The sequence below is a fragment of the Micromonospora yangpuensis genome (genome assembly GCF_900091615.1).
GTDB lineage: Bacteria > Actinomycetota > Actinomycetes > Mycobacteriales > Micromonosporaceae > Micromonospora > Micromonospora yangpuensis.
The window spans coordinates 5028142-5042088 of record NZ_FMIA01000002.1 but is presented as its reverse complement, the minus strand read 5'-3'; the positions used below and the strand labels follow the sequence as shown (position 1 = coordinate 5042088).

Genomic DNA, 13947 nt, shown 5'->3' with positions numbered 1-13947 from the left:
ATGGCCACCCACCACCCGCCGATCCAGGGTGACCCCGGTGCCGCCGCCGCGCGTTGGCGTGAGGCGGCACTGGGGGCGGTCTTCCTGGTGCTGGGCGTCGTCTTCCTCGGGTTGGCCCGCTCGATCGAGCTGCCCACCCGGGCGCTGGCGGTCAGCCCGCGGATCTGGCCCGAAGCGCTCGCCTTCGGGATCATCGGCCTGTCGGTCCTGCAGATCGTCTCCGCCTTCGTCCGTACGCCGACCAGGGCCGACGACGATGACGAGGACGACGGCCCCGCCACCCGGTCGGGGGTCGTCCGGGTGGCCGGTTTCCTCGCGGCCACGGTCGCCTTCGGGCTGCTCTGGTACTACGTGCACTTCCTGATCTCCGGACTGGTCTTCGTCGCCGCCCTGATCGGGATCGCGGGCGGCCGGGGGATCAAGGACCTGCTGCTCTTCCCCGCCGGGGTGACGGTCGTCATCTACGTCCTGTTCGGCCTGCTGCTGAGGGTGCCGCTGTGAACGCGTTGGTCGAGGGCTTCGGTGCCCTGCTCTCCCTGCAGATGCTGCTCTGCATCGTCGCCGGCGCGGCGATCGGCATGCTGGTGGGCGCCTTCCCCGGCATCACCGCCACCATGGCGATCGCCCTGGCCAGCGCCTTCACCCTGACCATGGACCCGTTGCCGGGCCTGGCGGTGCTGCTGACCATCCTGATCGCCGCGCAGTTCGGCGACCGGGTCCCGGCCATCCTGATCAACACGCCAGGCACGCCCGCCTCGATCGCCACCACCTTCGACGGGTACGCGATGGCCAAGCAGGGCCGGGCCGGTCTGGCGTTGACCGCGTCGGCCTTCGCCTCGGCGATCGGTGGCTTCGTCGGCATCGGCGTGTTGATGGTGGCGGCGATCCCGCTGAGCACCCTGGCCATGCGGTTCGGCTCGCCGGAGATGTTCGCCCTGGTGATCTTCGGCCTGACCATGATGGTCGAGGTCTCCGGCAAGCAGCTGCTCAAGGGCCTGATCGCCGGCCTGTTCGGCCTCGGCCTGGGCACCATCGGCCGGGACCCGATGGACGGCTCGGACCGCTTCACCTTCGGCATCCCGCAGCTGATCGAGGGGGTCCCGTTCATCGCGGTGATCATCGGTCTGTTCGGTATCGCCGAGGTGTTCAGCCAGATGATCTCCCGCCGCCGGAGCCAGCAGAAGGCGATCACCAGTTTCGGCCGCTGGTGGCCGACCAGGCAGGAGAACAAGCAACTGATCAAGCCGGTCGCCGTGGGGTCGGCCGTCGGCACCGTGGTCGGCGTGCTGCCGGCCGTCGGTGGCGACATCGGCGGCATCGTCGCCTGGAACCAGGCCAAGCGGGTCTCCAAGGAGTCGGAGAAGTTCGGCAAGGGCTCCCTGGAGGGCGTGGCCGCTCCCGACGCCGCCTCCAACGCCGGCGTCGGCGGGTCGGTGCTGACCACCCTCGCCCTCGGCGTACCCGGTGACTCGGTGATGGCGGTCATGCTCGGCTCGATGATCATCTGGGGGATCCAGCCCGGACCGGGGCTCTTCTCCTCGCAGCCGGACCTGGTCTACTCGATCGCCGGCATCATGCTGGTCGCCACCGTGCTTACCCTGGGGCTGAGCCTGCTGCGGATGCGCGGCGTGGCCAAGCTGCTCGAACTGCCCGACCGGTTCCTCTGGACGGTGATCCTGGCCTTCTGCGTCGTCGGCACGTACGCGGTCAACACCAGCGTCTTCGACGTCGGGGTCATGCTCCTGTTCGGCGTGCTCGGCCTGCTGCTACGCCGGTACGGCTTCCCGGCCGGCCCGATCGTGCTCGGCCTGATCCTCGGCCCGCTGGCCGAGCGGAACTTCCGCCGCTCGATGGAGCTGGGCGGGCTGGAGACCATCTACACCAGCCCGATCGCGATGGGCCTGCTCGTGCTCGGCGTGCTGGCGGTCGTGGTGCCCCGGATCCGCGGCCGGCGTCGGGCCGGCCGCAACGGCACCGACGGCAGCGACACCCCGACCGACCCACCGGTGCCCGCCGGGGCGAACCGGTGACGACGCGGCACTTCGTCGTCCGGGACGTCGCGGGGCAGTGCCACGGCAGCACCGTCTGCCCGGTCGACGACTCCTTCGTGGTCGCCTGGTTCGCCGGCGACCACGAGGGGGCGGCCAACTCCCGGATCTGGCTCAGCGTCGGCGCGGCCGACCGGTGGACCGCGCCGGTGGTGGTCAGCGCCGACCTCGCCCCCTGCTGGAACCCGGTGCTGCACCGGCGTACCACCGGGGAACTGGTGCTCTGGTTCAAGGTCGGTACGACCATCTCGGCGTGGGTCACGTACCAGGTCCGGTCGCTCGACGGTGGACGGACCTGGTCGGTGCCGACGGTGCTGGCCGACGGCCGGCCCGGCGGGCGGGGGCCGGTGCGCCTGCCGCCGCTGCGGCTGCCCTCCGGCCGGCTGCTCGCCGGGGCCTCCACCGAGACCTGGGGGGAGCGCCCACGCTGGGACTGCTTCGTCGACCTCAGCGACGACGACGGCCGAACCTGGCGGCGTACCCCGGACATCGCCCTCGACCACGACACCTTTCCCGGCGCGGGGGCCATCCAGCCCACCCTCTGGCCGGCCCCGGACGGCACGGTCCGGCTGCTGGCCCGCAGCACCGCGGGTCGGCTCGTCACCGCCACCAGCCACGACGACGGGCAGAGCTGGACACCGGGGACGCTCAGCGCGGTGCCCAACAACAACTCCGGGATCGCCGCCCTGCGGCTCGGCGACACCGTCTACCTGGCCCACAACCCCACCGTCGGCGACTGGGCCAGCCGGGCACCCCTGGTGGTCTCCGTCTCGACCGCCGAACCCGCCCCGGGCGACACCTTCCGCCCCTGGCTGACCCTGGAGGAGTCCCTCGACGACGCGGCCGGCGAGGGCTACCGGCCCGCCGACTCGGGGGTCTCGACCACCGGGGTCAACGAGTTCTCCTACCCCTGCCTGGTCGCCGCCGGGGACCGGCTCGCCGTGACCTACACCTGGCAGCGGCGCGGCATCGTGCTCGCCCTGCTCGACCCCCTCGAACCGGAGTGCACACCATGACCGCCCGCCCCGTCGCGAACCTGATCAGCGCGGTACCGACCCTCTTCGACACCGCCGGCGAGGTTGACCTGGCCGCCACCCGGGCGGCCTACGAGCAGCTGGCCGAGCAGCCCCTGGACGGGGTGTTCGTGGCCGGCACCACCGGGGAGTTCACCACCCTCAGCGACACCGAGCGGCTGGCCGTCTGCGCCACCGCGGCCGAGGCGTTCGGCCCGCAGCGGACGTACTGGCACGTCGGTCACGCCTCCACCCGCCAGGCCGAGCGGCTCACCCGGGCCGCCGTGGACCGGGGCGCTGCCCGCTTCGCCGCGCTCACCCCGCACTACTTCCCGGCCACCGAGTCGGCCCTGCTGGACTACTACGAGACCGTGGTGACCGCCGCCGCCGGGGTGCCGGTGTTCGGGTACCTCTTCGCCGCCCGGACCACCACCGTGGTCTCCCCGGCCCTGCTCGCCCGGCTGGTCGACACCGGCCTGGCCGGGGTCAAGCTCAGCGGGGTGGCCAGCGCCGAGCTGACCGGTTACCTCGGCGCCCTGGCCGACCGGGACGTACCTGTCTACTCCGGGGCCGACTCGGAGTTCGTCGAGGTGGTCGGGCTCGGCGGCGCGGGCGTGGTCTCCGGGGTCAGCTCGGCGCTGCCGGCGCCGTTCCTGGCGCTGCGCGACGCCCTGCGCGGCGGCGACCCCACGGCCGTCGCGGCGGCCCGGGACCGTTCCCTGCAGGCGGTGGCCGCCACCCGGCAGGGCAACCTCGCCCACCTCAAGGCCGTCCTCGAGGTACGCGGCCTGCCCGCCAGCGGCCTACGCGCTCCGCTGGACCCGATCTCCCCGGCCGACCGCCGCGCCCTCGAAGCCGACATCGCCGACCTGCTCTGAACCCCGTCTGAATGGAGCACCTCGTGAGCAGCTACACCTTTCCCGCGTTGACCGACGCACCCCGGGCCGAGCCCGGCGTGGTCTGGACCGTCGCCAGTGGTGACCTGCGGCCCAGCGCCAACGTCACCTGCTGGCCGGTGCAGCGGCAGTTCGAGGCCGACCTCCAGCGGGCGGTCACCGCCCTGGGCCACCGGGTCCAGCGGGCCCACCCGGTCGACGAGGCCGCCGGGCACGGCTTCATCGCCAGCCAGCGGCAGGGCATCGAGGTGTTCAAGTCGATCCCGCCGGACGCGCCGCTGATCGTCGCCGAGGCGGTCTGGCAGTACAGCCACCACGTCCTGGCCGGGCTGCGGACCCACCGCGGGCCGATCCTGGTGGTGGCGAACTTCAGCGGCGAGTTCCCCGGCCTGGTCGGGCTGCTCGGGCTGACCGCCAGCCTGACCAAGGCCGGGGTGGCCCACTCCATCCTGTGGAGCGAGGCGTTCACCGACGACTGGGCGGTCGCCGGGCTGCGGACCTGGCTGGAGACCGGCACGCTGGAGCACGACCAGAGCCACGTACGGGACCTGCCGGCGCTGCCGGACACCGACGAGGTACGCCTCGGTCGGGCGCTGGCCGCCCAGCTCATCCGGGAGAAGGCCATCATCGGCGTCTTCGACGAGGGCTGCATGGGCATGTACAACGCCATCATCGACGACGAGCTGCTCAACCCGCTCGGCATCTACAAGGAGCGGCTGTCGCAGAGCGCCCTGGTCGCCGAGATGGCCAAGGTGACCGACGCCGAGGCGCAGGCCGTGCGGGACTGGCTGGACGCCGCCGGGCTGACCTTCCACACCGGCACCGACGAGGCCACCGAGCTGACCGACGCCCAACTGCACAGCCAGTTCAAGATGTACGTCGCCGCGCTGCGGATCTCCGACGACTTCGGCCTGGACGCGGTGGGCATCCAGTACCAGCAGGGCCTCAAGGACGTCGTCCCGGCCAGCGACCTGGTCGAGGGGCTGCTCAACGACGTGTCCCGCCCGCCGGTGCGCAGCCGCGACGGCTCCCGGGAGCTGTACCCCGGCGTCGCCCTGCCGCACTTCAACGAGGTCGACGAGGGGGTGGCCGTGGACTCCCTGGTGACCAACCGGATCTGGACCGCGATGGGGCTGGACCCGGCGACCACCCTGCACGACATCCGCTGGGGCGAGGAGTACGACGGCCGGTTCGTCTGGGTCATGGAGATCTCCGGCTCGGTGCCGGCCGCACACAACGGCGGGTACGACAAGAGCTGGAGCATGCGCCAGCCGCCGATGTACTTCCCGCTCGGCGGCGGCACCCTCAGCGGCGTGTCCAAGCCGGGGGAGATCATCTGGTCCCGGGTCTTCATCGCCGACGGCGTCCTCCACGTCGACCTGGGCCGGGGCACCGCCGTCGAACTGCCCGCCGAGGAGACCCGGCGTCGGCTGGACGCCACCACCCCGCAGTGGCCGATCATGCACGCCGTCCTGCACGGCGTCGGCCGCGACCAGCTGATGGCCCGGCACAAGGCCAACCACCTCAACGTGGTGTACGCCCCGGACGCCGCCACCGCCGACGCGGCGCTGGCCGCCAAGGCCGCCATGTTCGCCGAGCTGGGCCTGCAGGTGCACCTCTGCGGTGAGGTGAGCCTGTGACCGCACCGCTGCTGATCGGCATCGACCTCGGCACCGGCAGCAGCAAGGGGGTGCTCACCGACGCCGCCGGCCAGGTGCTGGCCACCGCCGTGCGGCACCGCCCCCGGTCGATGTCCATGCCCCACCCAGGGTGGGCCGAGGTCGACGCCGAGGCGGTCTGGTGGGGCGACGTGACCGCCATCGCCGCGGAGCTGACCGCCGCCGCGCAGGACGCCCCGGTCGCCGCCGTCTGCGTCAGCGGCGTCGGCCCCTGCCTGGTGCTCTGCGACGAGCAGGACAACCCGGTCCGACCGGCGATCCTCTACGGCGTCGACATGCGGGCCACCGAGGAGATCGCCGAGCTGACCGACCGGTACGGCGCCGACGAGGTGCTGCGGCGCACCGGTACGCCGATCACCAGCCAGGCCGTCGGCCCCAAGGCGCTCTGGGTACGTCGCCGGGAACCACAGGTCTGGGACCGCGCCACCCGGTGGTACAACTCCAGCTCGTACGTGGTCCGGAAGCTGACCGGCGAGTACGTCCTGGACCACCACACCGCCAGCCAGTCCGTGCCGCTGTACGACCTGGAGGCCCGGCGGTGGCACCAGCCCTGGTACGACGAGATCATGGCGGGGCTGCCCGCGCCGAGGCTGGCCTGGTCGGCCGAGGTCGTCGGCACGGTGACCCCGGCGGCGGCCGAGGCGACCGGCCTGCCGGTGGGCACCCCGGTCTGCGCCGGCACCGTGGACGCCTGGGCGGAGTCGGTGAGCGTCGGCGTCCGCGCCCCCGGCGACCTGATGCTGATGTACGGCTCCACCATGTTCTTCGTCCAGCAGTTGGCCGCGGTCGCCCGGCACCCGCAGCTGTGGAACACCGCCGGGGTCGCCCCGGACACGTACTGCCTGGCCGCCGGGATGGCCACCTCGGGCAGCCTCACCGGTTGGCTTCGCGAACTCGTCGGCGACGTACCGTTCGAGACCCTGGTCGCCGAGGCGGCGCGGGTGCCGGCCGGCTCCGACGGGTTGCTGCTGCTGCCGTACTTCGCCGGCGAGCGCAGCCCGATCTTCGACCCGGACGCCCGGGGGGTGATCGCCGGCCTGACCCTGCGGCACGGCCGGGGTCACCTGTTCCGGGCCGTCTACGAGGGCATCGCCTACGGCATCCGGCAGATCCTGGAACTGCTCGACACCCCGGCCAACCCGGTCCAGCGGCTGGTCGCGGTGGGCGGTGGCACCCAGGGCGGGCTCTGGACGAAGATCGTCAGCGACGTCACCGGCCGGGAACAGGAGGTGCCGGCGGTGACCATCGGGGCCAGCTACGGCGACGCCCTGCTGGCCGCGATCGGCGCCGGCCTGGTCGCCCCGGACACCGACTGGACCCGCCCCGGCGAGATCGTCCGCCCCGACCCGTCAACGGCCACCACCTACGACCCCCTCTACGCCGCCTACACGGCGCTGTACCACTCCACCCGCCCCCAAATCCACCACCTAGCCACCCTGCAAGGAAGGGCCCCCTGTTAACGCTTTCTGTATAGCGGGACACCCCTCTAACAACGGGCGCTGATCCCCGCAGCCCGGCCTCGGCTCCCACGCCTTCCAAGGTGAGAGGGGTGACCTTCTCTACCGTATGCGTTAATAGGGGGCCCTTCCTTGCATCCAGGGGGGTGGGAGGGGGGATCGTGAGCTGTCCGGCGGGGCTGCCGGAGGAGCGGCGGGTCGACGAGCCGGCCAAGGACAGCGGGTACGGGCGGTCGGCGTACCAGCGGGACCGGGCCCGGGTGCTGCACTCGGCGGCGTTCCGCCGGCTGGCCGCCAAGACCCAGGTGCACACCGCCGGCAGCGACGACTTCCTGCGTACCCGGCTGACCCACTCGCTGGAGGTGGCGCAGATCGCCCGGGAGATGGGGGCCCGGCTGGGCTGCGACCCGGACGTGGTGGACACCGCCGGGCTGGCTCACGACCTGGGGCACCCGCCGTTCGGGCACAACGGGGAGGCCGCCCTGGACCTGCTGGCCGCCGGCTGCGGCGGGTTCGAGGGCAATGCACAGACGCTGCGGGTGTTGACCCGGCTGGAGGCCAAGGTCGTCGCCGCCGACGGCAGCTCCGTGGGGCTCAACCTGACCCGGGCCACCCTCGACGCCACCGGCAAGTATCCCTGGCCGCGCCGCCCGGGGCAGCGCAAGTTCGGGGTGTACGCCGACGACCGCCCCGTCTTCGACTGGCTGCGCAGGGGAGCACCGGAGCCGACGGCCCGCGACCCGGAGGCGGCGCGGCGCGGCCTGGAGGCGGCGCCCGAGGCGGCGCGGCGCGGCCTGGAGGCGGCGCCCGAACCTCGGCGGTGCCTGGAGGCGCAGGTGATGGACTGGGCCGACGACGTGGCGTACTCGGTGCACGACGTGGAGGACGGCGTACACGGCGGCTATGTGGTCCTGGGGCCGTTGTTGGCCGATCCGGCCGAGCGGGCCGCGCTCTGTGCGGACGTCGCCGCCACCTACTCCACCGAGAGCGCCGCCGACCTGGCCGGGGTGCTGGCCGACCTGCTCGCCGAGCCGGCGGTGGCCGGGTTGGCCGGCTACGACGGCAGCCACCGCGCGCAGGTCGCCCTGAAGGCCACCACCAGCCTGCTGACCGGCCGGTTCGTGGCCGCGGCGGTGGCGGCGACCGAGGCCCGGCACGGCCCCGGACCGCACCACCGCTACGCCGCGGACCTGGTCGTGCCGACCCGGGTACGCGCCCAGTGCGCGTTGCTCAAGGGGATGGCGTTGCGGTACGTGATGCGTCGACCCGGTGCCGAGCAGCGGTACGCCCGGCAGCGGGAGGTGCTCGCCGAGCTGGTGGCGGCGCTGGTCGCCGGCGCCCCGCAGGCTCTGGATCCGGTCTTCGCGCCGCTGTGGCGGGCCGCCGCCGACGACGCGGCCCGGCTGCGGGTGGTGATCGACCAGGTGGCCTCGCTTACCGACCCGGCCGCAGTGGCCTGGCACCGCCGGTTGACCGCCCGCCGCTGACCGGTGGGGGCGGGCCGGGCCGCTGCGCAGTTAGGGTAACCTAAGTGGCATGACGGAGCGCCCGAAGAAGGTCACGACCGCCCAGGTGGTACGCACCGAGCGGCCCACCCCCCACCTGGTCCGGCTGGTGCTCGGCGGTGCGGAGTTGGTCGGCCTGCCGGTGGGCGAGTTCACCGACCACTACGTCAAGCTGGTCTTCCCGGTGCCCGGGGTGACCTATCCGGAGCCGATGGAGCTGGCCGCGATCAAGCGGGACCTGCCCCGGGCGCACTGGCCACGGCTGCGGGCGTACACGGTGCGGGCCTTCGATCCGGTGGCCGCGGAGTTGACCATCGACGTGGTGCACCACGGCGACGAGGGGTTGGCCGGCCCGTGGGCGGCGGCGTTGCGCCCCGGCGACCCGGTGTACTTCGTCGGCCCCGGCGGGGCGTACGCGCCGAGTCCCACGGCGGACTGGCATCTGCTGGTCGGTGACGAGAGCGCGTTGCCGGCGATCGGCGCGGCCCTGGCACGGCTGCCGCGCGGTGCCGCCGCCCGGGTCTTCGTGGAGGTCGCCGACGCGGCCGAGGAGCAGGAGTTGACCAGCCCGGGGGCGGTGGAGCTGACCTGGCTGCACCGGGCCGGCCGGCCGGTGGGCGAGGCGCTTGTCGACGCGGTCCGGGCGCTGGAGTTCCCGCCGGGCACGGTGCACGCCTTCGTGCACGGCGAGGCGACCTTCGTCAAGGAGCTGCGGCGGCTGCTGCGGGTCGAGCGGGGGGTGCCCCGCGAGCAGTTGTCGATCTCCGGCTACTGGCGGCGGGGGATGGACGACGAGGGCTGGCGCTCCACCAAGCCCGACTGGAACCGCCAGGTCGAGGCGGAAGAGGCCGCCGTCGGTTGAGGCGGAGGAGGCCGCCGTCGGCTGAGCCCGACTGGCCGCCGTGAGCTGACCGTTTTGTCGGGCTGACCGAAATTCGAGCAGCTCAAACGAGGTCGTTTCCGCCAAACCCGTTCAGCGGTGGATCACCATGGGTATGGGCCGTACCCATGAGTGAAACGAGCAAACATGTCTGAGTCGACCGAGACCGCGACACCGGACGCGCAGCCGGGCGTGGACAGACGGCCCGATCCGGTCCTGCTCGCGCTGAGTATCGTCGGGGTGCTGGCCGTGGTGGCCTGGGGCTTCCTCGGCCGGGACTCGCTGGCCAGCTTCGGCGAGTCCGGCCTGAACTGGGTGATCGACACCTTCGGGTGGTTCTTCGTGATCGCGGCGAACATCTTCCTGGTGCTCGCCGTGGTGGTGGCGGTTTCCCGGTTCGGCCGGATCCGGCTGGGCCAGGACAGCGACGAGCCCGAGTTCAGCAATCTGGCCTGGATCGCGATGATGTTCGCCGGTGGGATGGGGATCGGGCTGGTCTTCTTCGCCGTCGCCGAACCGATCCAGCACTACGCCACCCCCGCGCCGGCCGCCGGGGTGGAGCCGGAGACCGGGCCCGCCGCCTCGGCCGCCATGCAGTGGACCCTGTTCCACTGGACCCTGCACCCGTGGGCGATCTACGCGGTGGTCGGGCTGGCCCTGGCGTACTCGATGTTCCGCAAGGGGCGGGACAACCGGATCTCGGCGGCCTTCCACCCGCTGATCGGCGCGCGGGCGGACGGGCCGATCGGCCGGGGCATCGACCTGCTGGCCGTCTTCGCCACCGTCTTCGGCACCGCCACCAGCCTGGGGCTGGGCTCGCTGCAGATCGCCGCCGGGCTCAACCTGGTCGTCGGGGTCGAGGAGAGCGACGTGGTCGAGTTGGTGATCATCGCCGCGCTCACCCTGGCCTTCGTGCTCTCGGCCTTCTCCGGGCTGCACCGGGGGATCAAGTGGCTGTCGACCACCAACATCCTGCTCGCCGTCGGGCTGATGCTCTTCGTCTTCGTGCTCGGGCCGACGATCTACGTCCTGGAGGTGCTGCCGGCCAGCATCGGCGACTACCTGAGCAACCTGGTGAGCATGTCCACCCGGACCGGGGCCTTCTCCGACCAGGCCTGGCTGGGCGGCTGGACGATCTTCTACTGGGCGTGGTGGATCTCCTGGGCGCCGTTCGTCGGCACCTTCATCGCCCGGATCTCCCGGGGTCGTACGGTGCGGCAGTTCCTGATCGGCGTCCTGCTGGTGCCCAGCGGGGCCAGCACGATCTGGTTCGCGGTGATGGGCGGCAGCGCGCTGCGGGCCCAGGCCACCGGCTCCCGGGATCTGGTCGCCGACGCGGCGGAAGGCTCCGAGCAGGCCCTCTTCGGGCTGTTGGAGTCGCTGCCGCTGGCCGGGGTGACCAGCGTGCTGGCCATGGTGCTGATCGGGCTGTACTTCGTCACCAGCGCCGACTCCGCCTCACTGGTGGTCGGCTCGCTGACCTCGCACGGCGCGTTGCGCCCGCACCGCGGGGTGGTGGTCGTCTGGGGCGTGCTGATCGGGGCCGTCGCCGGGTCGCTGCTGCTCGCCGGCGGGCTGGACGCCCTGCAACAGGCCACCATCATGGTGGCGCTGCCGTTCACCCTGGCGATGCTCTGCCTCGCCGCCGCCATGGTCAAGGAGATGTCCAGTGACCCGGCGGTGAACCCGCCGCCGTCCGGGGTCCGTCGGCGCGGTCTGCCCGAGGCGATCGGCGCAAGCCGGTCGTACGAGGAGGAGAACGCCCCTCCGGTACGGCGCTACCTGCGCCGCCGGGGCAACTGACCCGACCGTCCCGCTGACCCGACCGTCCCGCGTCGCCGTGGCGACGGATCCGGCAGGTGGCCGGCGGGCCCCCTCCCGACCGGGGTGGGGGCCCGCCGGCGTCGGCGGTGCGGGGGCGTACCCGAGGCGACGGCGATCATCGGCGCAGGGCAGGATGGAGCATCGAGGGGGTGGTGCGATGGCTGGGCGGATCCGGGACGAGGACATCGCGCTGGTCCGGGAACGCACCGCGATCGACGACGTGATCTCCGAGACGGTGACCCTGCGGTCGGCCGGCGGCGGCAACCTCAAGGGGTTGTGCCCGTTCCACGACGAGAAGAGCCCGTCGTTCAACGTCTCACCCGGGCGCAACGTCTGGTACTGCTTCGGCTGCGGCGCCGGTGGCGACGCGATCAAGTTCCTGATGGATGCCGAGCACCTCAGCTTCGTGGAGTCGGTGGAGCGGCTCGCCGCCCGCGCCGGCATCCAGCTGCGGTACGTCGAGAACGACTCCGGCACCCCCCGGCCACGGACCCAGCCGGGGCAGCGGCAACGTCTGGTCGCCGCGCACGCCGCCGCCGTCGAGTTCTACCAGGGGCAGCTCGGCACGGCCGGGGCCCGGGTGGCGCGGGAGTTCCTGGCCACCCGGGGCTTCGACCGGGCCGCCGCGCTGCGGTACGGCTGCGGCTTCGCCCCCGACGGTTGGGACCTGCTCACCAGGCATCTGCGTCAGCAGGGCTTCAGCCACGACGAGCTGGTCACCGCCGGGCTGTCCCGGCCGGCGCGCTCCGGCTCGCTCATCGACCGGTTCCGCCGCCGGCTGCTCTGGCCGATCCGGGACCTGACCGGCGACGTGATCGGCTTCGGGGCCCGCCGGCTCTTCGACGACGACGACGGCCCGAAGTACCTCAACACCCCCGAGACCCCGATCTACAAGAAGTCGCACGTGCTGTACGGGATCGACCAGGCCAAACGGGAGATCGCCAAGCAGGGAAAGGTGGTCGTGGTCGAGGGGTACACCGACGTGATGGCCTGCCACCTGGCCGGCGTACCGACGGCGGTGGCGACCTGCGGCACCGCCTTCGGCGCGGACCACATCGGGGTGCTGCGCCGGCTCCTGCTGGACAGCGACGAGGTGGCCGGCGAGATCATCTTCACCTTCGACGGGGACGCCGCCGGCCAGAAGGCCGCGCTGCGGGCCTTCGAGGACGACCAGCGCTTCGTCGGGCGTACCTTCATCGCGGTCAGCCCGGACAGCATGGACCCGTGCGACCTCCGCCTGGCAAAGGGCGACCTGGCCGTGCGGGACCTGGTCGCCCGCCGCGAGCCGCTTGTCGACTTCGCGCTACGCCACGTGATCAACCGCTTCGACCTGGACACCGTCGACGGCCGGGTGGAGGCGATGCGCCGGGCCGCCCCGCTGGTGGCCAAGATCAAGGACCGGGAGAAACGCCCCGAGTACGTCCGCAAGCTCGCCGGTGACCTCGGCATGGAGATCGAGCCGGTGCAGCGGGCCGTGCTGACCGCCGGTGACGGCCGTGACCCGGGGCAGCCGCCGGCCCGGGGGGCGAACCGCCCGGCACCGACGGCGGCGGACGGGCCGCAGTCGATGGTGGAACGGGAGGCGCTGAAGCTCGCCCTCCAGGTGCCGGTGCTCGCCGGGCCGATGTTCGACACCGTCGAGGCGGACGCGTACCGGCATCCCGTACACCTGGTGGTCCGGGACGCGGTGGCGGCGGCCGGGGGAGCGGCGGGGGAGACCGCGGCGACCGGTGGCGCCAACTGGATCGCCTCGGTCCGCGACGCCTGCCCCGACCTGGCCGCCCAGGCCCTGGTCGGCGAGTTGGCGGTGGAGCCGTTGCGGATCGACGGCGAGCCGGATCCCCGGTACGTCTCGGTCACCATGGCCCGGTTGCAGTGGGCCGCGGTCACCGGTCGGATCCGCGACCTCAAGTCCCGGATCCAGCGGATCAACCCGGTGGCCAACAAGGACGAATACTTCGCCCTCTTCGGGGAGCTGCTCTCGCTGGAGCAGCACGCGAGGGCGCTGCGCGAGCAGGCCGCGGGAGGACTGTGATGGGACTGTTCCGACGCCGGCGCAAGCTCCCGGCGACCGACCGGCCCCCGCTGGAGCGGGACGAGCGGGTGCTGGCCTGGGCGGCCGTCGGCAACGGCGAGGGCGACGGCGTGGTGGTCGCCAGCAACCTCGGGCTCTGGCTGCCCGGCCGGGGGCAGCGGTTGGGCTGGCACGAGATCATCAAGGCCACCTGGTCCGGGCGGGAGTTGGGCGTCATCCCCGGCGAGCAGGCCCACGAGCGGGACGGCTACCTGGTGGTGGCGGACCTGCCGGTGGAGCGGTACCTGCTGCTCGACCCGGGGGACCTGCCGCACCAGGTACGGGCCCGGGTCACCAACTCGGTGGCGTACACCCAGCATCACGCGGTGCCCGGCGGCGCCGGCCGGATCGTCGCGCGGCGGGTGCCCGGGGTGGACGGCCTGACCTGGACGGTCCGCTACGATCCCGGCACCCCGGCCGAGGACGAGGCGGTGCGCGCCGAGACCGACGCGCTGGTGGCCGCCGCCCGCGCCGCCACCGCCCCCGCCAACCTCTGACCGTGAGGATGTAGGAGCGGGTCCGGCCCGGGTTGTGATCGACCTCGCGGGATTGGGGGTGGTCCGCGACGGGT

The 13947-nt window shown here is 72.8% G+C and carries 11 protein-coding genes; all 11 read left to right on the top strand.

Annotation, left to right across the window (positions count from 1 at the left end; genetic code table 11):
- The 11 genes from GA0070617_RS22670 (at position 1) to GA0070617_RS22620 (ending at position 13873) form a co-directional block, all read left to right on the top strand.
- Positions 1–501, top strand: coding sequence for a tripartite tricarboxylate transporter TctB family protein (locus tag GA0070617_RS22670; protein ID WP_091442254.1), 501 nt, complete (start codon positions 1–3; stop codon positions 499–501).
- Positions 498–2030, top strand: a complete 1533-nt coding sequence (locus GA0070617_RS22665; protein ID WP_091442251.1) for a tripartite tricarboxylate transporter permease — start codon at positions 498–500, stop codon at positions 2028–2030. Before GA0070617_RS22670 ends, GA0070617_RS22665 begins: the two co-directional genes overlap by 4 nt.
- The gene (locus GA0070617_RS22660) at positions 2027–3064 is read left to right on the top strand and encodes an exo-alpha-sialidase (RefSeq protein ID WP_091442247.1); all 1038 of its coding nucleotides are present in this window, start codon (positions 2027–2029) and stop codon (positions 3062–3064) included. Before GA0070617_RS22665 ends, GA0070617_RS22660 begins: the two co-directional genes overlap by 4 nt.
- Entirely contained in the window at positions 3061–3939 is an 879-nt protein-coding gene (locus GA0070617_RS22655; RefSeq protein ID WP_139135741.1) for a dihydrodipicolinate synthase family protein, read from the top strand. Before GA0070617_RS22660 ends, GA0070617_RS22655 begins: the two co-directional genes overlap by 4 nt.
- A 23-nt stretch (positions 3940–3962) precedes the next feature.
- Entirely contained in the window at positions 3963–5597 is a 1635-nt protein-coding gene (locus GA0070617_RS22650) for a fucose isomerase (RefSeq protein WP_091447064.1), read from the top strand.
- Complete coding sequence (locus GA0070617_RS22645) at positions 5594–7096, top strand: FGGY-family carbohydrate kinase (protein ID WP_091442239.1); 1503 nt, start codon at positions 5594–5596, stop codon at positions 7094–7096. Before GA0070617_RS22650 ends, GA0070617_RS22645 begins: the two co-directional genes overlap by 4 nt.
- 158 nt (positions 7097–7254) lie before the next feature.
- Positions 7255–8580, top strand: coding sequence for a deoxyguanosinetriphosphate triphosphohydrolase family protein (locus GA0070617_RS22640; RefSeq protein ID WP_229688463.1), 1326 nt, complete (start codon positions 7255–7257; stop codon positions 8578–8580).
- A 49-nt stretch (positions 8581–8629) separates the two neighbouring features.
- On the top strand, positions 8630–9460 hold the full coding sequence (locus GA0070617_RS22635) for a siderophore-interacting protein (protein ID WP_091442234.1): 831 nt from the start codon (positions 8630–8632) through the stop codon (positions 9458–9460).
- A gap of 165 nt (positions 9461–9625) precedes the next feature.
- Entirely contained in the window at positions 9626–11281 is a 1656-nt protein-coding gene (locus tag GA0070617_RS22630) for a BCCT family transporter (RefSeq protein ID WP_091442231.1), read from the top strand.
- A 154-nt stretch (positions 11282–11435) separates the two neighbouring features.
- Positions 11436–13337: a DNA primase gene (gene dnaG / locus GA0070617_RS22625; RefSeq protein ID WP_091442227.1), complete on the top strand. Its 1902-nt coding sequence runs from the start codon at positions 11436–11438 to the stop codon at positions 13335–13337.
- Positions 13337–13873 carry a hypothetical protein gene (locus GA0070617_RS22620; RefSeq protein ID WP_091442222.1) on the top strand — a complete coding sequence of 179 codons (537 nt, stop codon included), beginning with the start codon at positions 13337–13339 and terminating at the stop codon, positions 13871–13873. The genes dnaG and GA0070617_RS22620 overlap by 1 nt, the downstream gene beginning before the upstream one ends.
- The last annotated feature ends 74 nt before the right edge of the window (positions 13874–13947 follow it).